Origin of the sequence: Shewanella sp. MEBiC00475 (assembly GCF_005234075.1) — a bacterium.
Taxonomy (GTDB): Bacteria; Pseudomonadota; Gammaproteobacteria; order Enterobacterales; family Shewanellaceae; genus Shewanella; species Shewanella polaris.
This window is the reverse complement of the sequence record NZ_CP039928.1, coordinates 1,062,596-1,083,321: the sequence shown is the minus strand read 5'-3', so window position 1 is coordinate 1,083,321 and position 20,726 is coordinate 1,062,596. Positions and strand designations below refer to the sequence as shown.

Here is a 20,726-nt window from a genome sequence, read left to right as displayed (position 1 = left end):
CATAAAAAAAACCTGCCGAAGCAGGTTTTTTCAATATGGTTTCAGGATTCTTACTCGTCTAAGAATGACTTTAAGATTTCTGAACGAGAAGGATGGCGTAACTTACGTAACGCTTTGGCTTCAATTTGACGAATACGTTCACGTGTTACATCAAATTGTTTACCCACTTCTTCTAATGTGTGGTCGGTATTCATATCGATACCAAAACGCATGCGCAGTACTTTGGCTTCACGGGCTGTTAGGCCTGCTAAGACTTCGTGTGTGGCGTTCTTAAGACTTTCGCTGGTTGCTGAGTCTAATGGTAGCTCGAGGGTAGTATCCTCGATAAAATCACCTAAATGCGAATCTTCATCGTCACCGATTGGGGTTTCCATTGAGATTGGCTCTTTAGCAATTTTCAGTACCTTACGAATTTTATCTTCAGGTATCATCATACGTTCTGCTAATTCTTCAGGAGAAGGCTCACGGCCCATTTCTTGAAGCATTTGACGAGAAATACGGTTCAACTTGTTGATCGTTTCGATCATGTGTACTGGAATACGAATTGTACGTGCTTGGTCAGCGATTGAACGGGTGATTGCCTGACGGATCCACCACGTTGCATAAGTTGAAAACTTATAACCACGACGGTATTCGAACTTATCTACCGCTTTCATCAAGCCAATGTTACCTTCTTGAATTAAGTCCAAGAATTGTAAACCACGGTTGGTGTATTTTTTAGCAATAGAGATAACCAAACGTAAGTTGGCTTCAACCATTTCTTTTTTAGCACGACGCGCTTTCGCTTCACCGATAGACATACGACGGTTAATGTCTTTAATGCCTGCGATGGTTAAGTCGGTTTCTACTTCAATAGCACCTAACTTGGTCACACAACGTGTTACGTCGTCGGTGATCAAACGCAAAGCTTCTGCGTAAGGCTTGCTACTTGCTTTTTCTTTGTTAAACCAATCTAAATTAGTTTCGTTGCCAGTGAATGCTTTAATAAAGTTTTTCTTTGGCATTTTAGCTTGTTCAACACAAAGCTTGATAACTAAACGTTCTTGAACTCGCACGCGATCCATCATGCTGCGCATGCTTTTCACTAAACGGTCGAATTGTTTAGGGATTAAGCGGAATTCTTTGAACAATTCACCGATAACAAATAATGAGCCTATCGCCTCAGGGTGGTCACGACCTTTTTTAGCAATAATGGCTAAACTTTTTTCGTAAGCTTCTCTGAGTTGAGTGAATTTCTCTTTAGCTTCTTCAGGATCAGGACCTTTGTTGCCTTCTTCCTCTTCTTCATCGTCATCGTCATCATCGTCATTTTTGTCTTTATCAGCTAATTCTGAACCGACATTGGTGGCTGCTGGTGCGACGTCATCGTCGTCAGGATTGATAAATCCAGAGATAATATCAGACAAGCGCAATTCTTCGGCTTCATACTTATCGAATTGCTCTAAGATCATTGCGATCGCTTGAGGGTATTCACTGACAGAGCTCTGTACAGTGTTGATACCTTCTTCAATACGTTTAGCAATAACAATTTCGCCTTCGCGAGTAAGTAGCTCTACCGTACCCATTTCACGCATATACATGCGGACAGGATCTGTGGTTCGGCCTAGCTCACTTTCTACGGTTGCGAGAGCTGCCGCTGCTTCTTCTGCAGCATCTTCGTCTGTGTTGTCTTCCGACATCATCATGTCATCGGCATCTGGCGCTTCTTCAAAAACGCGGATACCCATGTCATTTATCATCTGGATAATATCTTCAATCTGATCGGAATCGACCATGTCTGCAGGTAAGTGGTCGTTCACTTCTGCATAGGTTAAGTAACCTTGCTCTTTACCTTTAGCGAGCAACAGTTTGAGTTGCGACTGCGGAGTGTGATCCATAGATATCATCCAATTTTGGGTAACTGATAAAACGATAGGCCAACTTAGCCGTGCTAAGTGGCGCGCAAATCGTCAATTATAGCTGTGTGGACTAATCTTAGCTAGTCCATGGCAGTGTTTGTACGCAGATTCTTAACGAATATATTGCGTATTACTTTGCTATGCCTTTCATTATCGAAATCAGCTTTGTTAACTGCATTTTTTCAACTTTTGTTAAAGCCTGTTTTAGGCTTAATTCCTGATATCGTTGTTCGATATATTGATTATTCAACCAAATCAGGGTTTGCTTAAACTCTGGCAATACGTTTTCATCCGCCACTTGATGTTCCCATTGGGCTAGCTTTATTAGAGTGCTTTTTTGGTTATGCTCTCTATGCATTTCAAGTAGTTGTGCGCTGTTTAACGTTTGCTCTCGAGTTATATCTAACAAATGATTGAGCAATTCTATGCCGGTCATTTGTAATCGATCTAGTGCAGGCTGTTTTGCCAAACCAAAGCCTAAACTTGGGTTTTGGACTAGGAGGGCAATAGCCAGTCTTAATGGCGTGCCGCGACCTTGTAAGCCTTTTGCATTTAATGGTTTTATCTGTTTTACAGAAAAACCTAATTTTTTCTTTAAATCTTCGCTACTGTTCATGCCTAACTTATGAGCTAAGTTTTCTAACAATAAATTCTGTAGGACGGTATCTTGTACCTTTTCAATTAGCGCAATTGCTTGCTTGGCTAATGCCCCTTTATCAGTGCCGTGGTTAGCACTTAATGTGTCAAATAAAAACTCAGGTAGTAACATGGCTTTTTGCATTAAGGCTTCAAAAGCCTCTTTGCCAATTTTCCTGACCATAGTGTCTGGATCTTCACCTTGCGGTAAAAACATAAACTTAACATGATCACCTGGTTTTAAAAGTGGTAATGCCGTTTCAAGTGCGCGCCAAGCTGCTTCTCGGCCGGCGCGGTCTCCGTCATAACAACAGACAACTTGTTTTGCACTACGCACTAAAAGCTGAAATTGTTCAGCCGTAGTCGATGTACCCAAGGATGCGACTGCATAATCAACCCCAAATTGGGCGAGTGCGACGACATCCATGTACCCTTCAACAATTAACACATGTTGTGGGTCACGGTGTTTTTGCTTTAGTTCATACAAACCATAAAGTTCATTACCTTTATGAAATATGGGCGTTTCTGGAGAATTCAAGTACTTTGGGGTGCCGTCACCCAAAACTCTTCCACCAAATCCAACAACACGACCACGACGATCGCGTATTGGGAACATTAATCTGTCACGAAATCGGTCATAGCGTTTACCGCTATCATTGGCAATTAACATGCCTGCTGTTAATAATTTATCTTGGGCGGGCAAGTTTTGCCTGTAACGACCCAGTAAACCATCCCAACCATCGGGTGCAAATCCAATGCCGAACTGCTCAACAACTTCACTTGATAATCCGCGAAAATCAAGATAATCGATGACTTTTTGTTTGTCGGCATGTTGCCTAAGTTGGCTTTGATAGAAGAGGTTGGCTTCTTCCATCAGTTCGTATAGATCTCGACTTAATCCTTGATCAGGTCTTTTCCCTGTGCCTTGCTCATGTGGTACGGCAAGACCAAGTTGACCCGCAAGTTCTTCAATGGCATCAACAAATTCTAGGCGATCATATTCCATGACAAAATCAATTGCATTGCCATGGGCACCGCAACCAAAACAGTGATAAAACTGTTTGTCTCTGCTGACGGTAAAAGAGGGTGATTTTTCGCTATGAAAAGGACAACAAGCCGAGTGGTTTTTACCCGCTTTTTTTAGCGGCACTTTTCGATCGATTAGATCGACAATGTCTACTCGAGCTATTAGCTCATTGATAAAATCACGAGGTATCGCCATTGATTGCTGTTGTTCTCGAATTTACTTTATCAACTGATTTAAACAAACAAGCCGTGCAAGTGCACGGCTTATTCAACATTAAAACTTGATTACTTCAATTTAGCGCGGATCATTGTACCAATGGCACTCATATCAGCACGTCCTTGAACTTTAGATTTTAATGCTCCCATTACTTTACCCATATCCGCCATGGATGCAGCACCAACGTCAGTAATAGTTGCATCGATAATCGTTGCAATTTCATCTTTTGTTAGCGGTGTCGGCAGAAATTTTTCGATAACTCGAACTTCTTCTGCTTCAATAGCTGCCAACTCCGGACGATTCGCTGCTTCATATTGAGCAATCGAATCTCGGCGTTGTTTAACCATTTTGGTTAATACAGCTATTGTCTGTTCATCAGTAAGAGTTTCGCGGGTATCCACTTCAATCTGTTTGATGGCAGAAAGCGCCATACGAATTGTACCTAAGCGCACTTTTTCTTTAGCACGCATGGCTTCTTTCATTTGGTCTTTTAGCTGATCGGTTAAGTTCATAATGAGATTAATATAAACGTACGCGACGTGCGTTTTCGCGAGAAAGCTTCTTTGCTAGACGCTTAACTGCAGCTGCTTTTGCACGCTTACGGGCAGTAGTAGGCTTCTCGTAAAATTCACGAGCACGCACGTCAGCTAGAATACCAGCTTTTTCACAAGAGCGCTTGAAACGACGAAGAGCTACGTCGAATGGTTCGTTTTCACGTACTTTAATTATTGGCATACGCCATCACCCCTTAGGTGTAGTTATGCTGGATGATTAAACCGACTAAACATTTTTAGCGATTCAACTCAAACCAAAGGCTATTTAAAATGGTGCGGAATTTTACACCGAGTGACAACCATTTGTAAACCCCTGATTGATTTTCTCTTTGACTAAAGCGGAACAGTTTCATTTAATCAAATCTCTGTATCCATAAATACTGAAATATTGGAGTATTTACGCATAGACGGGTAGAATTGTCGGCCTTATTTTTAATGAAGACGAGAGATTATGCGGGTTATTGGTATTGAGACATCCTGTGACGAGACTGGAGTTGCAGTATATGACGATAAATTAGGTTTATTGTCACATGTGTTATACAGCCAAGTTAAATTACACGCCGATTACGGTGGTGTGGTGCCTGAGCTAGCCTCTCGTGATCATGTTCGTAAAATTGTGCCTTTAATTAGGCAGGCTTTATCAGAAGCTGATTCAAGTTTAGATGATATCGATGGTGTGGCATACACCAAAGGACCTGGTTTAATAGGGGCATTACTGGTTGGCGCTTGTGTTGGGCGTTCATTAGCGTATGCATGGAACAAACCTGCAATCGGTGTGCATCATATGGAAGGCCATTTATTGGCGCCCATGTTGGAAGATGATGCGCCAGAGTTTCCGTTTTTAGCGTTATTAGTGTCTGGCGGTCATTCAATGTTAGTGCAAGTGGAAGGCGTTGGTCGTTATCAAGTGCTGGGTGAGTCTGTTGATGATGCCGCTGGTGAGGCGTTTGATAAAACGGCCAAGCTAATGGGGTTAGATTATCCTGGGGGGCCTCGTTTAGCTAAATTGGCTCAAAAAGGTTTACCAGCAGGCTATAAGTTTCCACGTCCAATGACTGATAGACCAGGATTAGATTTCAGTTTTTCAGGATTAAAGACCTTTACGGCTAACACCATTGCTAAAGAACCTGATGATGAACAGACTCGCGCAAATATAGCACGAGCATTTGAAGAAGCTGTTGTCGATACCTTGGCCATTAAATGCAAACGTGCGTTAAAACAGACCGGCTATACACGTTTGGTGGTTGCCGGTGGTGTCAGTGCTAATACGCGTTTACGTGAGTCATTGGCTGAGATGATGACCAACTTAGGTGGTCAAGTCTATTATCCGCGTGGGGAGTTTTGTACTGACAATGGTGCCATGATTGCGTATGCAGGATTACAACGATTACGTGCGGGACATATAGAAGGGCTTGCGGTTAAAGGTCAGCCTAGATGGCCTTTGGACACGTTACCAGCAGTTGATTAATTTAACTCATTTACGTAGTTGCTAAGCTGTTTAAACTAATAAAAAACCTAGAGCTATTAAGTTTTGGGTTTTTTTATGGATTTTTTTCGTGTCATCTTAGTTTCTTTACCGATACGCAAGCGACCAATATTGTCTTTGTGACGAATTAAAATTAGGGTTGATAACATGGCAACGGGGAGAATAAAGCGTTCGTCTAACCACCATGTATAAAAAGGCGCTAAGGTTGCTGTTGCCATTGCGGCCACTGATGAATAACGGGTTAATAGTACAAATACAATCCACGTTAAGATTAAGCACAGCGCTAAATCACCACCAATGGGTGCCATTGCGCCAAAAGCTGTCGCAACACCTTTACCCCCTTTGAAACCAAAAAATATTGGGTATATATGACCTAAGCAAGCGCTGACAGCAATAAAACCTAGCGCTGCGGCATCAAGTCCAATTTTGTAGCCCAGATATGAAGGTAATGCACCTTTGAGCATATCGAAAAAAAGCACCATAATAGCCGAACTTACACCACCAATACGTAGCACATTAGTGGCACCAGGATTGCCAGATCCGCTGGTTCTTGGATCAGGTAAACCTCTTATTTTACAAACCAGTATGGCACTTGAGATCGAACCAGCCAAGTAGGCTGTAATGATCATCAATAGTGTGACAGTAATGGCGTTCAAATTGGTTTCCTTACTCTTCTTAGGGTATCATCGCGCATTCATTTGCGAGACAAGTCATTTTCAGTATCCACTGAAGCCGCCTTCGCGCTAACATTAACTATTTGGTTGATGTTAGATACATAATAACGCCTATCCTACTGCTTTAATTCATTAGGAAAAAGCTTAAATGTGGATTATTAAACATATAATCGGAAATAAAGTTTGATTATCATGATATTGGGCTTTCTTAACGTGGATTAAGGTAGAGATAATATGGATAAAGTACTCATACGTCAGTTAGCGATAGAGACCGTTATCGGTATCTATGAATGGGAAAAAAAGCTTCATCAAACCTTGCTTATCGATTTGGATATGGCATGGGATAATCGCCTTGCTGCGGCCAACGATAGTTACGAGCAGGCATTATGCTATGAAACAGTATCAAATCGATTAACGTCATTAATTACTGAAAAGCCGATTGAGTTAATTGAAACTGTCGCTGAAATGATTGCTCATTGCCTACAAGATGAATTTAATGTGCCGTGGGTAAAAGTGGTGGTGATGAAACCTGGTGCCATTCCTCATGCGGCTTCAGTCGGAGTAGAGATTGAACGCGGTAGTTGTTAACCTAAACTCGTTTAGTTAGTAAAACAAATGGCAAGTTTGATAGATATAATAACTAAAATTTATCTTTATCATTATATTTTCATCTCTTACCTCGAGATCAGGTTATTTAAGCCATATTTTCTTTTTATTGTTTAGCATTAGGTCTGTCAATGGCACGTATTTACATTAGCTTAGGCACTAACATTTCACCTGAGCACCACCTTAAGGCTGGTTTGGTTGATTTACAGCAACATTTTGGTCCACTTCAGTTATCTCGCGTTTTTGAAAGTGAATCAGTAGGATTTAAAGGCACTAACTTTTTAAATATGGTGGCGGCTGTTGATACCGATTTATCAATTGCTCAAGTTGTGGCAACATTTAAGCAAATTGAACAAGACAACGGCCGTATTAGAGGCGAGAAAAAATTTAGTCCAAGAAGCCTTGATATTGACTTGTTGCTGTATGACGATGTTATTTGTGATATTCCCGTTGAATTACCCCGTGGTGAAATATTGTTTAATGCATTTGTATTATGGCCTTTGGCTGAATTAGTGCCTAATTTATGCCATCCGGTGACATTGCAAAGCTATCAAACTCATTGGCAACATTATGATAAACAAAGCCAGCAATTATGGCCTATTGTATTTGAGTTCCCAGCAGAAATATTACCCGTACCACATTAATCGCTATTAGGTATTAATTACCAGATCATGGCTATCTGATAAGTTAAACTCACAAGGACAAATATGGAAACGTTTCAAGTTATTCTGCTGGCATTAATCCAAGGGTTAACAGAGTTTTTACCGATTTCTAGCTCGGCACATTTAATTTTGCCATCGCAAATATTAGGTTGGGCAGACCAAGGATTATCATTCGATGTTGCGGTGAATACTGGATCCTTATTTGCGGTGATTATTTACTTCCGCCATGAGATCATTGGCCTAGCAAAAGCATGGTTTTCCAGCATAGCGAGTAAGCAACAAACTCAAGAAAGTAAACTCGCCTGGTGGATTATTTTGGCGACGATTCCTGCGGTTATTGTGGGATTTACTGCCAAAGATTTTATTGAAACCCATTTCAGAAATACCTTAGTTATCGCTATCACTACGATTGTCTTTGGTTTATTGCTTTGGTTGGCAGATAGAATGTCAAAGGCACAGTTAACCGAATTTCAGATGGGCTGGAAAAAGGCTTTGCTTATCGGTTTAGCACAGGCTATGGCATTAATTCCTGGCACGTCACGTTCAGGTGCCACCATGACAGCAGCGTTGATGTTAGGGCTTACTCGTGACGCAGCAGCTCGTTTTTCATTTTTAATGTCGGTACCCGTTAGCTTTGGTGCGGCATTGTTGGTGACGAAAGAATTAGTCTCCAGTCCCGAAGCAATTGATTACCAAGCGCTTGGTTTAGGCATAGTGGTCTCTTTTGTGGCTGCGTATTTATGTATCCATTTCTTTTTAAAGTTTATTAGCAAAATTGGCATGACACCGTTTGTATTGTATCGCCTTGCGCTTGGTGCGGTATTGCTCGGTTTGCTTTATCTCTAAGGTAAACACTTAAGCGACTTTTGTTTTCCATCTTTTAATTAACTATCAGTGTAATTATGACTTTAACTTTATTATGTCCAGTGTGTTCTGCTTCACTAAAGCAACATCAAGCTTCATCGGGATTTTATTGCGACAACAAACATCATTTTGATAAAAACCCTAAGGGCTACTGGCCATTGCTGAGTAATACTAAGGCTAAAACTAAGCCACAAGTTGAGTCTCGTCAGCAAATGCGTGGACGTCATTTTTTATTAGAATCAGGTTTATTTGCACCGTTAATTAAACAACTTCAAACAGTACTGTTGGACTTGTGTGTCTCTCGTGGTGACACCGAATTACAGCATATTGACTACCAATGTGCTGATGGCTATTATTTACGCCAGCTAGTACCTGCGTTGGCTCAAGCAAATGTATCGTGCCAGCATTGGGGAATTACCGATGCTGAAAATGCTATTTTTGCAGCGGCTAAATCTGAAACACCGGCTAACTTATTACTATTGGCATTAAAGACATTACCTTTTGAATCACAATCAATCGATATTGTGACGGTACTAGACTCACCGTTAAAGGGTAAAGAGTGTATTAGGATTTTAAAAGATGACGGTCGGATTGTATTATTGCAACCTGGCATTCGGCATTTATGGCAAATTAAACAGCAAATCTATCCCGATTTAGTCGAGAAACCACTGCAGCTTAATTTACCCAACGATGTTGAAATTGATACACAGCAACAAGTGGCATTTACCCAGTCGGTAACCGGTGAGCAAGCCTTAACCTTGCTGGATATGTCGGTATTTGGTTGGCGTGCAAATGATCAGCTAAAGCATCACGTTAAATCGACAGCTATTTCAGATTTAGAGTTTGACTGGCAAATTATAACGCTTAAAAAACGCTTGTAAATATGTGAAAGAGGTAACAACGTGAAAGCTGATGGCAGGCTATGACAATGCGGTGAGAACGTTAAAGCCCGCTTCGTGGCTACATGCTATGAGAGCTGATGCTAAGATTTCTGTGAGATTGTTTAGAAAGATTAAATGGTTGAACAATGCATCGATTAAATAATGAAAAAGCTGGTGTTGAGAGACTGCAGGTGTGTAGATTTTTCGCTTGATACCGCTTTCTGTACAGAGCAGAAATAATTAAGGCTTGATGTTGAAGTACTACAAAGTAGTTATATCAACAATCAAGCCCTAATAATCAACCTATTAGATAAGCTAATTTTTTAATAGCAATTCTTACTTTTTGTAAGAAGTAGCCATGTTGTCTAAACGGTCGTTAGCACGTTTAGCTTCGGCTTGTGCGTCCATAGAAGCAGCTTTAGCGCCTTTAACATCGGCAGATAGCTTGCTTTGCTCAGACTTTAAAGAACCAACTTGTGCTGATAGTTGATCAACTTTGTTACCTAGGTTTGCTACGCTTTCTTCTAAAGCTGTAGTGTTAGCACAACCACCTAATAAAGCAGTCATCGCAACACCAGCAATCATCAGTACTTTCTTGTTCATGGGTAAATCCCTTAATATAGGTTGTTAAATAGTGCAACGGCGTCTGCCTTTGCAACGTGGTAATTATGTCACAGTTTTTTTTATTTGCTATAGGCAAATATAAGATTATTTACTTAAAATAGCGAAATAAATGAAAATTGCAAGTCTATGGGACGAAAAGCATCATTATTTAGCGATTTTATATAAATCTTAGTGATTTATTGCTAATTCACTGCTAAAAAATGTGTTTTTTCGCTTTTTATCATAAATACGACCATATACATTTGTAACACGATTGTTAGTTTTTAACCATTTGTAATTTATAGTCATTAATGAGCTCAATACGCTTTAGCTGTAATTGAGTTTTAATCTCTGCACCTTGATATCCAGAGGCTATTATTGATTGCACATCGACCTCACTTGCCTGTTGATAACAATGCTGCAAATATTCTGCTTGTGGATACGGGGCTTGTTCAAATCCAGTGCGTCCTCTGAGGTCACCGTGGCAACATAATAATAGCTCGTTGAGACGTTGAGGTTTACGCCAAAAATCAGCTTTATCAAAGATTTTTATAATGGTTTCGGCTCTGAGTTCAAATGCATTATGGATATTTTGGTGTTGATCGCTGACTAATAATGCTAAATCTCGATATTCATTGGGTACTCGTAAGCGTTTGCATAAGCTTTTGATCAGCGGCAAGCCTTTTTGACCATGACCGTGATGTTTAGGCCAATCTTGTTTCGGTGTAATGGCTTTGCCTAAATCATGTACCAATGCGGCAAAACGCACGGCTTTGTTGTGGCTTAATAGGCTGGTTTGTTCGAGGACCATCAGAGTATGGATCCCAGAGTCTATTTCTGGGTGCCACTTTTCTGGTTGCGGTACACCAAATAATGCATCAATTTCGGGAAACAACACGACCAATGCTTGGCATTGCCTTAATACTTCGAAAAAAACGTGCGGACTTTGACTGCTCAAAGCTTTGTCACATTCTTGCCATACTCGCTCTGGCGTGAGGTGATCCAATTCGCCACTATTCGCTATGTCGGTCATTAACTGTAAGGTTTCGACTGCAATCGTAAAGCCTAAGTGATGAAAACGCGCCGCAAAACGGGCCACGCGCAATACTCTTAATGGATCTTCGACAAACGCATCTGATACATGGCGAAGTATTCTCGCGTTTATATCTGCTATTCCGTCGTAAGGGTCATAAAGTTTACCGTATTCATCTTGTGCGATGGCATTTATCGTCAGATCGCGGCGCAATAAGTCATCGGCAAGGGTGACATCTTTATTGGCATCACAGCTAAAACCTTGGTAGCCATAACCGGTTTTCCGTTCTGTTCTGGCAAGTGCATATTCTTGCTGAGTTTTCGGGTGTAGAAAAACCGGAAAGTCTTTACCAACTTGTTGATAACCCAATGCCAGCATTTCTTCAACGCTGCTACCAACAACCACATAATCTTTATCGACGACAGTTTGGTTTAGAAGGGTATCGCGTACGGCCCCGCCTACTAAATAAATCTTCATGGCGTACCACAACGTGTAATAATAAGTGGCTTAAATCTTACCAGAGTTAGATTTTTACGGCTAACTTTTGACAAGCAGTGATACAAGCATTAACGTGAGCCGTCAGTTTCAAATAAGGATTTTTGGTCGTATGTATAAAGCCTTTTATGGATTAAATGATAATCCTTTTTCTATCGCGCCTAACCCTCATTACATGTTTTTAAGTGATCGTCATCGTGAGGCCTTAGCTCATTTAACCTATGGTCTGGGCGAAACTGGTGGGTTTGTATTATTAACCGGTGAAGTTGGCACAGGAAAAACCACTGTTTCTCGATGTTTATTACAACAAATACCAGACAATACTGACACAGCCTTTATTCTTAATCCTTCGTTGACTGAACTTGAACTCTTAGCCACGCTTTGTGATGAGTTGGAAATTCAATATGGCGACAATCCAACCTTAAAGCAGCTTACAGATTTGATTAGTCAGTATTTACTCAACAATCATAAAAATGGTCGTAATACAGTATTGATTATTGACGAAGCACAACATTTACGTTCTGAAGTATTAGAACAGCTGCGCTTATTGACTAATCTAGAAACCAATACCAAAAAGCTGTTGCAGGTCATTTTGATTGGTCAGCCAGAACTACAGCAACTGTTAAAGCGTCAAGATTTACGTCAGTTAGCACAACGGATCACAGCTCGTTACCACTTATTACCGTTAAATAAAGATGAAATTGGCTTATATGTACTGCACCGCTTACAAGTGGCTGGTCGACACGAACCCCTGTTTACCCGTAAAGCGATAACTGCGTTGCATAAGCATTCTGGCGGCATTCCACGCTTAACCAATTTACTATGTGAACGAGCGCTTATGGCTGGATATGGCCAAGCTAAAGTACCGGTTGATCATAAAATGGTTAATCAAGCCGCTGTTGAAGTGTTAGGTAACATTGATGCGCCGAGTGATAAGCGCTGGCCATTTGTTGCAGCGACTGTGTTAGTTTTGGTGTTTGGTTTGTCATTTTATCTATTTAACCGCTCGGCCATTGATAATAATTTTAATGTTAATGCGGCAACAGCTAATAACACAACCCAACAGCCTGAAAATACTAACACTACAACGGTTTTATCTAGTGTAACAAACCTGCCTATCACAACTGAGACTCAACAAGTCAAAACCACTACGGCAGCAGTTAATGCACAACAACAAATACTCAATCAAGCTATGTTACAAAGCAGCAATATTGATAATGCCTTTGCGGGTTTATTTGGCTTGTGGAATAAACAACCTATTATTGGCTTGTCGGCTTGCCAGGCGGCGCAACAGCAAGGTTTAGCCTGTTACCAGCAACAAGGTAATTGGTACAGTATTATGCGCTTGAATTACCCTGCGGTGGTGTATTTACAAGATGCACAAGCGAACGTATTTTATGGTGTGATTGTAGAGCGCCAAGCCGAGCAAATTTTATTGCAGTTAGGTGAGCAGCAATTTTGGGTAAATAAAGATTGGTTTGATCGTCACTTTAGTGGCACCTTCGAAATTTTATGGCAACCAGACAGTGTATTACCTCGAGAAATTAGTTTGTCTTCCAGTTTGGGGCAAGTTCAGTGGCTTGAAAATAGCTTAGCGTTAGTTAATAAACGTCCTGCTAGATTGCTTACCCAATTTGACAGCGATTTAGAACAACAGTTAATGCAATTTCAACGTCAGCATGGTTTAAAACCCGATGGTATTGCTGGAAATCAGACCTTGGTTCAACTTAACTTATATTTAAGTCAGCAAGGTCCACGATTAAGTGCCTCTGAGGAGCGCAATTAATGTCGATTCTATTAGATGCAGTCAATCGTCAAAAGCAGCAGCAAACTGATGTCGTCGATATAATGTCAATACCATCCCATCAATATTCATCACCCACTAAGGGATCTCGAAAGGTTAATAAGTTCAGTGTGCTTGCCGTTACTATTGCAATTGGTATTGGCGCTGCTTGGGGAATGAGTGCATTATTACAATCTCCTTCAAAGCAATTAGGGACCGTTGAACCTATAACCGCGGTAGGCACTCAAGCTACAGTCATTGCCGCGCCAGAAAATTTGTTGGTAACGTCAACCGCTCAACCTTCGGTTACTACAAAGGTGGAGCTCGCGGCGCAAAATAATGATGAGATCCGCTTGGCAGGTAAAGTGGCATTGCCTATTGCAAAACCGTTTAATAATTTTAGCTTAGCGGCATCCGTAGGTTCAAATGTTAACTCCAACACCCAAACTTATACAGCATCAACAGAGGCTGATATATCATATTCTCAACCAAACCAGTTAAGCCAAGCAAATCAATCTAACGACCAGCAACAGGATGATCAAAACGAGCAAGATCGTATTGATCAAGCTGCAGCCCTTAATCGCCAAGAAGAGCAAGCGCAACAAGAGATTATTTTAGGTGCTAATGCTAACCGCCGAGGGTTGGCAGAACTTGAAGCATTACGTTTACAAGTCAATGCTGCTGCAAAAGATGTTGATTTTTCTTCGGTAAAACAACCATCGATTGATGAACGTAATAATTTGTTAGCGGCCTTTCAAACGGCACTCAAAGATGTTGAATATGAGCAGTCTGTCAATCAACAAGTGACCGAACCAAAGCTTGATCCGATCCCAACGCCAAGTAATAATCAAATTCCAAAGTATGGTGATTTACCTGCCAGTGTGCAGTTACAAGTGCCCGAGTTTACTATTAATGCTCATGTTTATTCGACAGAACCCAGTAACCGTTGGCTAAATGTCGATGGGGTTGAATTACAGCAGGGTGACATGATTCAGAATAAGCTCACTATCGTTGAAATTCGCCCTCGGGATATAGTGTTAGAAATTGACGGTGAACAATTTAGGGTACCAGCCATTTAACTCAACCATTATCATTTATGTTGATTAATTTCAGATCAAAAAAGGCGCTATAAGCGCCTTTTTTATGGGGTAAGCTCTAACTAATGCTTAACCGTGGATCTGATTGGCTAAAAATAAGGTTAATCCATAACCTATGCAATAGCATAATAGTAATGCAGGAACATATTTTAAGTAGCTGACAAATGTTAGCTCCTCAACTTTACTCATTGCAATAATACCTGATGCAGAACCGATAACTAATAACGAACCACCCACACCAACAGAGTAGGTTAATCCTAACCATTGTGCAGTTGTTAGAATTGGATCTGCTTTTAACAATGCTGCCGTTAATGGCACGTTGTCTAAAAGTGCAGAACCAACACCAGTGAAGAAGTTAGAAATACTTGGGTTATACATGCCATAGACTTCGGTTAATAAATTCAGGGTGCCGATTTCTTTAAGCATACCCACAAGTAATAAAATACCTAAGAAGAACAATAGAGTGTCGAATTCTACTTGACGTATATATTCTAATACTTGCACTTCTTCAGATTTACTTTTATTGGTATTTCCCACTAAGAACATCACTGATAAACCGAATAAAAAGGTCAATACAGGGGGGATTCCAAAGAGGACGTTAAGCACCATTGTTAATATAATGGTCGTGAAGAAAATCACCCCGATAACAATATCGACGGTATTATAATTTTGCGCAGTAGGTGTGGTGCTTACATGTCCTTCTGCTTTGAGTGAGAACAGTATTGCCAGAATAGTGACACTAATGCCTGCAGGAATGAACAGTATTAATAATTCTGAAATATGTACCTTTCCCGCAAGAAAAATCATCAACGTTGTCACATCACCAGTGATTAATGCAACTCCACCAGAGTTCACAGCAAAGATAATTAACACTGCCATACGACGGCGTATTTGTTTATCTAAATTAAAGGTTGTCAGTAAACCTAATGACACCAGTGTGGCAGTAACGTTGTCACAAAAAGTCGATAATACTAATGAAAATATGCCTACCTGAATCATTAACATTCGCACTGAGACTTGTTGTGGAAATATTTTTTGCACCAGTACTTGGATCATACCTTTAGCATTAAGGTAAGCTACAAAGGTCATGGTAGACATTAAAAATAGCCATAATGTGGCGATTTCTAATAAGTTTTCATTAAGCTCTTTGCCAACCAACTTACTGCTCTCAGGACTACCAGAGGCAATGAATAATGTGATCCAAGCAATACAGCCAAGAAACAGGGTGGTTTTCGCTTTATTAATATGGGTAACTTCTTCGAGCACAATACTTAACAGCGCAAGCACTGCAAGTGAGATAAGAAAGGTATGTAGCATGACTGCAATTCCAACTTTGTGTTGTAGGTAACCAATATCATTACCCTGAATTTTTGCTAACCTAGTTCAACCCCATTTTAAGGTTAAATTAAGCTTTCCGTTTTGCGGTGGCGATCACATCACATAATGAGCCATTTCGCAACACAGATCACAGTTAATTCAGCGACAATCGACTAAAGAAGTGCATAGACATTTGAACAAGGGGACGAGGAAGGGATAAATGTGTTATCTCAAATAAAAATAGGACAAATAACGTCGTTATTTATCCTATTTTTGTGACCAACTTTTTAATTACCAGCTATTCGCTTAACGTAGATTAACCACCACTAGCGTTAAGGAATGCAGTTAATTATTTCATTGTGGCAAATACGCGATCTACAGCCGCTAATGTTAATTCAATTTCAGCGTCGCCGTGAGCCATTGACATGAAACCAGCTTCATAAGCACTTGGTGCTAAATAAACACCTTCATCTAGCATGCCATGGTAGAAATGACGGAAGTGATCCATGTTGCATTTGATCACTTGAGAAAATGACGTCATTGGCGCGGTATCTTCGGTGAAGAATATACCAAACATGCCGCCCACATAATTGATGTTCAGTGGAATTCCATGCTTATCTGCCGCGGCTTTAAAGCCTTCTGCAACACGTTTAGTTTTATCAGCAAGTGCTTCATACAAACCAGGTTCACACAAAGCATCCATTTGCGCTAATCCAGCTGTCATGGCAATAGGATTACCAGATAAAGTTCCCGCTTGATAAACGGGACCCGTTGGTGCGATAAACTGCATGACATCTTTACGGCCACCAAATGCGCCTACAGGCATACCGCCGCCAATCACTTTGCCAAGAGTGGTTAAGTCTGGAGTTACGCCGTAGTGACCTTGTGCGCCGCTCATAGATACACGGAAACCGGTCATCACTTCATCAATAATCAATAACGCACCGAATTCATCACAAATGGCACGTAAGCCTTGTAAAAAGCCTTCTACTGGTGGAATACAATTCATATTGCCAGCGACAGGTTCAACGATAATACAAGCGATACCATCAGGTTGTTGCTCAAAGATCGCACGTACCGAATCAAGGTCGTTATAAGTAGCAGTTAATGTGTGTTTAGCAAAGTCTTCAGGAATCCCTGGAGAACTTGGTTGCCCTAAAGTTAACGCGCCAGATCCTGCTTTAACTAATAAGCAATCAGCATGACCGTGGTAACAACCTTCAAATTTTAAAATATTGTCACGATTAGTAAAACCACGGGCTAAACGGATAGCACTCATGGTTGCTTCGGTACCTGAACTGACCATACGTACTTGTTCTATCGATGGCACCATAGCAATGACTTTTTCAGCCATTTTTACTTCAAGTTCAGTCGGCGCACCAAATGATAAGCCGTTTTCGACAGCTTCTAACACCGCTTGACGGATTTTAGGATGATTATGGCCTAAAATCATAGGTCCCCATGAACCCACATAGTCGATGTATTTTTTGCCATCGGCATCAAAAATATAAGCGCCATCAGCTTTTTCAATGAACAGTGGTGAACCACCTACACCATCAAAGGCTCGTACTGGTGAATTAACGCCACCAGGAATGGTTTTTTTAGCCTGTTCAAATAAAACTTCGGAACGGGTCATGTCTAATCCTTAATATTATGCGCCAATTATCTATCGGCTTTACGTGAATACCAGTTTACTGGGCACTCATACTTTTCGAGTTGGTTTTCAACCCCAAGTGTTAATGCAAAAAGTGCCATGCGTATAAGTAAGCCGTTGTCGGCTTGTCTAAAAATAGCCAAACTTGGATGGCTGTTTAAATCATTATCGAGTTCATTTGCTTGCGCGCGTGAATCACGAGGTAGTGGATGCATAATCACCGTATTTGATTTGCAATGCTGCGTATAAATATTGTGATTTAAGCGAAACTTTCCTCGGTACTTGTTGGCTTCTTCTTGTGAAGGAAAGCGCTCTTCTTGAATGCGTGTCAGATATAGAATATCTGCATGATGCAAATTACCTTCAAGTTGTTCTGTTATTGTGATCTTATGGCCAGCATTTTCAATGTCGGCGATCACATAGTCTGGCATTGCTAGTTCACTTGGTGATATCAATGTGAACTGAATGTCTTTATGCATACAAAGTAAGCGTGATAATGAATGTACAGTACGACCATATTTTAAATCGCCAACCATTGCGATATGCATACCATCAATACCCATACCTGCATGGCCTAACTCTTTTTTGATGGTAAATAAATCCAGCAAAGCTTGAGTTGGATGTTCATTAGAACCATCGCCACCATTGATAACAGGTACTCGGCTTCCTTCTGCAAATTCTTTGACTGAATAGGCATCTGGATGACGCATAGCAATTACATCTGAGTATGTTGATAACACTCTTGCTGTGTCATACAAAGACTCGCCTTTTGATAATGACGACGATGCCATTCCAGTCGTTTCGCGTACATGACCGCCAAGTAAGTTGAAGGCACAACCAAAACTGACCCGAGTACGGGTACTCGCTTCAAAAAACAGATTACCTAAAATAGCACCATCTAATACTTTAGTGCGTTTCTCACGTAAAGCATAGGGGGTCATTCTACTTGCGACGTTAAAAATAGTGTTAATTGAATCCAGATCTAACTGGTTTACTGAAAGGATGTGTGAACCTTCGAACTGCGTCATCAGCCTGATTTCCAAAGTGTAGGGCAAAATAGGCACCAGAACAGCATGTTATTTCACCGTTATTTTATAGGGTATTTATCGATTTTTTTTATAATGTGGCTGAGGCAAAATTGTAGCAGAAAATAACGAACAGATAAATATAATAACCGTGTAGAAATAACAGATTCACTTGCTGCTGAGAAGAACATTCTTGGGTTTTTAGCTGAGGTTATTCATTCCATTTCTATGGTCGTTCTCATTAATTTAACCAACACCCACAGAATATAACAATGGCTATTTATATTTGCCCCGCGCGAATTTCTTGTAATAAATTGGACCAACTAATCACCCCAACCACTTTTTGATTATTAGGGCTATTGGGGCTATATCGGTAAATATATACTTCACCAGATCGTTTAGGTGCTAGAGCTTCATAGGCTTCGTTCAAGGTAGCGGTATCAGATAACCCTAGCATTAGATGGCGCGAGAGCGTGGTTGAATCTTCAACAGATGGCATTTCGAGTCGTAACATTTCAATCTGTCCCTCGGCATTACGTACCAATACCGGACGACCTTCTGCGCGTTTTAGTACTTCAAGCAACAGTTCGTCATCATCGTTGACAATAACAAAACGTTTATCCATTAATACTCGGACGCCTTTCATTTGTAGCCCTTGGTTCAATGGAGCAACTTTGTAACCCAGGCCCATAATATCGAGCTGTTTCAAAAGCAGAGAGTTAGTGTTAAGGCCTTGGTATGCGGTTAAAAATGCTGGAATGGTAACAAACATGGCAGGTAAAATAATCGACGCATCATTGGTTAATTCAAGAAGTGCAACTAAGGCCGCCAAAGGTGCGCTAAGGCAAACTCCCATCATTGCCGTCATGCCAATTACGGTATATAAACCCACATAAGGCGCAATAGATGGAAATAGTAAACTACTGATTAAGGCTAAAATTGCGCCGATCAATGCGCCAATACCATAAAGAGGGCCAATAAGTCCGCCTGGTACACCTAATCCTATAGCCGCAATAGTTGCCAACATTTTTGCGAATAACAACGCAATTAAAAATAATAAACTAGGGTGGTCGCTAATTGCCTCGCTAATCGCAAAATCACCAGAACCTAGCGCTTGTGGCATCACCAAACCTATTAGTGTGGTTACGGCTCCAGCAATAAGCAGTCGATAAATTAATGGCCAGTTTTGCCCTGTAGCGGTTACTTTCATGAGCGAAAAGTTAAACAGTGCTGCGACACACCCCAATGCTACGCCGCCAATGAGTAATATTGGATAATGGTCCAATGGAATGTGGATGACATTGATTAACTCATATTCGTGAATATTACCAAACACAAGTTGACTGGAAACTGCACCGCAAATAGCAGAGATCATAATGGGGAAGAAGTATTGGATCTTGTATTCTCGAACAATAACTTCAAACACAAATAATACTGCTGCAAGTGGTGCGTTGAAGATAGCTGCTATACCAGCGGCTATTCCGCTGGCACACATAATGCGCACGCTATTGTCTGGTAACGAAAACTTTTCAGCCATAACACTAGCGCTAACAGCACCAAGGTGAATTGCGGGACCTTCTTTCCCGACAGAGAAATTAGCCATCAATGCAATTAATGCTTGGGAAAACTGTCCTGCAGCAGACTGAAGTGGAACCTTACCATAGTGTAATTTAAATCGATGTAATACATAGGCTATTCCCATACGCCGATAGCGTTTTGAGCCAATAAGTGACAGTAACCAAATCAGTATTGCACCTATTAATGGGAGGTAAATGCGCCAGTCTGTTAAGGTTGAACTGATATGAGCTGTATCAGAAAGCAGATATTGCTCTGACCACACAAGGCATAAACGAAATAAAATAATAACCACTGAAGCGATAATCGCAAACAGCAGTGCCAGTGCGCAAAGTTGCACACTAATTTTGGCTTGAGATAATTTATCTCTAAATTCGTTACGTAGATATTTGCGCGCAGCTCTTTTGGCGTGAATAATAGCAACTTTATTTATCTTAAACTGCACTGTTTCGCTCTAAGCTGATTGGCATTATCAAGCATACAGTAGTTAACCTCCGTTCTGGATAATAAACGGATATCGAACCGTTCTTGGTCCTGCTAACAGCGTAAAATGGATTCTCAATAGATAAACTATTGCAGTGTTAATTCATTTTGTTAGCAAAACAAATGATCAGTTTGATATAGAATTAATCATATTTAC

Annotated in this window: 18 protein-coding genes; 7 read left to right on the top strand and 11 right to left on the bottom strand. The window is 40.7% G+C overall.

The window, feature by feature from the left end:
• Positions 1-50: 50 nt before the first annotated feature.
• From rpoD to rpsU, 4 genes are all read right to left on the bottom strand, one after another.
• Complete coding sequence (rpoD, locus tag FCN25_RS04685) at positions 51-1,877, bottom strand: RNA polymerase sigma factor RpoD (protein WP_137222437.1); 1,827 nt, start codon at positions 1,875-1,877, stop codon at positions 51-53.
• A gap of 151 nt (positions 1,878-2,028) precedes the next feature.
• Positions 2,029-3,756 carry a DNA primase gene (gene dnaG / locus FCN25_RS04680; protein ID WP_137222435.1) on the bottom strand — a complete coding sequence of 576 codons (1,728 nt, stop codon included), beginning with the start codon at positions 3,754-3,756 and terminating at the stop codon, positions 2,029-2,031.
• A gap of 89 nt (positions 3,757-3,845) precedes the next feature.
• A complete protein-coding gene (locus tag FCN25_RS04675) occupies positions 3,846-4,289 on the bottom strand; it encodes a GatB/YqeY domain-containing protein (RefSeq protein ID WP_137222433.1) in 444 nt (147 codons plus the stop codon).
• A 7-nt stretch (positions 4,290-4,296) separates the two neighbouring features.
• On the bottom strand, positions 4,297-4,512 hold the full coding sequence (gene rpsU / locus FCN25_RS04670) for a 30S ribosomal protein S21 (protein ID WP_006080725.1): 216 nt from the start codon (positions 4,510-4,512) through the stop codon (positions 4,297-4,299).
• Between the two features lie 270 nt (positions 4,513-4,782).
• Between rpsU and tsaD the strand changes: the two genes are divergently transcribed.
• Entirely contained in the window at positions 4,783-5,799 is a 1,017-nt protein-coding gene (gene tsaD / locus FCN25_RS04665) for a tRNA (adenosine(37)-N6)-threonylcarbamoyltransferase complex transferase subunit TsaD (RefSeq protein ID WP_137222431.1), read from the top strand.
• A 56-nt stretch (positions 5,800-5,855) separates the two neighbouring features.
• On the opposite strand, the gene plsY is transcribed toward tsaD, so the two are convergent.
• Positions 5,856-6,473: a glycerol-3-phosphate 1-O-acyltransferase PlsY gene (plsY, locus tag FCN25_RS04660; RefSeq protein ID WP_137222429.1), complete on the bottom strand. Its 618-nt coding sequence runs from the start codon at positions 6,471-6,473 to the stop codon at positions 5,856-5,858.
• A 252-nt stretch (positions 6,474-6,725) separates the two neighbouring features.
• Here plsY and folB point away from each other — a divergent pair, with 252 nt between their 5' ends.
• The 4 genes from folB (at position 6,726) to FCN25_RS04640 (ending at position 9,504) form a co-directional block, all read left to right on the top strand.
• On the top strand, positions 6,726-7,079 hold the full coding sequence (folB, locus tag FCN25_RS04655; protein WP_137222427.1) for a dihydroneopterin aldolase: 354 nt from the start codon (positions 6,726-6,728) through the stop codon (positions 7,077-7,079).
• 149 nt (positions 7,080-7,228) lie between these two features.
• A complete protein-coding gene (folK, locus tag FCN25_RS04650; RefSeq protein WP_137222425.1) occupies positions 7,229-7,741 on the top strand; it encodes a 2-amino-4-hydroxy-6-hydroxymethyldihydropteridine diphosphokinase in 513 nt (170 codons plus the stop codon).
• Between the two features lie 63 nt (positions 7,742-7,804).
• Positions 7,805-8,605: an undecaprenyl-diphosphate phosphatase gene (locus FCN25_RS04645; RefSeq protein ID WP_137222423.1), complete on the top strand. Its 801-nt coding sequence runs from the start codon at positions 7,805-7,807 to the stop codon at positions 8,603-8,605.
• A gap of 56 nt (positions 8,606-8,661) precedes the next feature.
• Positions 8,662-9,504 (top strand): putative RNA methyltransferase, encoded by an 843-nt coding sequence (locus FCN25_RS04640; protein ID WP_137222421.1) that lies wholly within the window; start codon positions 8,662-8,664, stop codon positions 9,502-9,504.
• A 336-nt stretch (positions 9,505-9,840) separates the two neighbouring features.
• On the opposite strand, the gene FCN25_RS04635 is transcribed toward FCN25_RS04640, so the two are convergent.
• Together FCN25_RS04635 and FCN25_RS04630 are read right to left on the bottom strand one after the other, a co-directional pair.
• Positions 9,841-10,107: an Lpp/OprI family alanine-zipper lipoprotein gene (locus FCN25_RS04635; protein ID WP_137222419.1), complete on the bottom strand. Its 267-nt coding sequence runs from the start codon at positions 10,105-10,107 to the stop codon at positions 9,841-9,843.
• A gap of 277 nt (positions 10,108-10,384) precedes the next feature.
• The gene (locus tag FCN25_RS04630) at positions 10,385-11,617 is read right to left on the bottom strand and encodes a multifunctional CCA addition/repair protein (protein WP_137222417.1); all 1,233 of its coding nucleotides are present in this window, start codon (positions 11,615-11,617) and stop codon (positions 10,385-10,387) included.
• Positions 11,618-11,747: 130 nt separating this feature from the next.
• Between FCN25_RS04630 and FCN25_RS04625 the strand changes: the two genes are divergently transcribed.
• Both FCN25_RS04625 and FCN25_RS04620 read left to right on the top strand, forming a co-directional pair.
• The gene (locus FCN25_RS04625) at positions 11,748-13,421 is read left to right on the top strand and encodes an ExeA family protein (RefSeq protein WP_137222415.1); all 1,674 of its coding nucleotides are present in this window, start codon (positions 11,748-11,750) and stop codon (positions 13,419-13,421) included.
• Positions 13,421-14,497 carry a general secretion pathway protein GspB gene (locus tag FCN25_RS04620; RefSeq protein ID WP_137222413.1) on the top strand — a complete coding sequence of 359 codons (1,077 nt, stop codon included), beginning with the start codon at positions 13,421-13,423 and terminating at the stop codon, positions 14,495-14,497. The genes FCN25_RS04625 and FCN25_RS04620 overlap by 1 nt, the downstream gene beginning before the upstream one ends.
• Positions 14,498-14,584: 87 nt before the next feature.
• Here the strand turns inward: FCN25_RS04620 and nhaD are convergent, their stop codons facing one another.
• The 4 genes from nhaD to FCN25_RS04600 form a co-directional block, all read right to left on the bottom strand.
• Positions 14,585-15,832, bottom strand: a complete 1,248-nt coding sequence (gene nhaD / locus FCN25_RS04615; protein WP_137222411.1) for a sodium:proton antiporter NhaD — start codon at positions 15,830-15,832, stop codon at positions 14,585-14,587.
• Between the two features lie 349 nt (positions 15,833-16,181).
• Positions 16,182-17,468 (bottom strand): glutamate-1-semialdehyde 2,1-aminomutase, encoded by a 1,287-nt coding sequence (hemL, locus tag FCN25_RS04610; RefSeq protein ID WP_137222409.1) that lies wholly within the window; start codon positions 17,466-17,468, stop codon positions 16,182-16,184.
• A 26-nt stretch (positions 17,469-17,494) separates the two neighbouring features.
• Complete coding sequence (locus tag FCN25_RS04605; RefSeq protein WP_137222407.1) at positions 17,495-18,514, bottom strand: aspartate carbamoyltransferase; 1,020 nt, start codon at positions 18,512-18,514, stop codon at positions 17,495-17,497.
• 277 nt (positions 18,515-18,791) lie between these two features.
• Positions 18,792-20,531, bottom strand: coding sequence for a chloride channel protein (locus FCN25_RS04600; protein WP_137222405.1), 1,740 nt, complete (start codon positions 20,529-20,531; stop codon positions 18,792-18,794).
• Between the last annotated feature and the right edge of the window lie 195 nt (positions 20,532-20,726).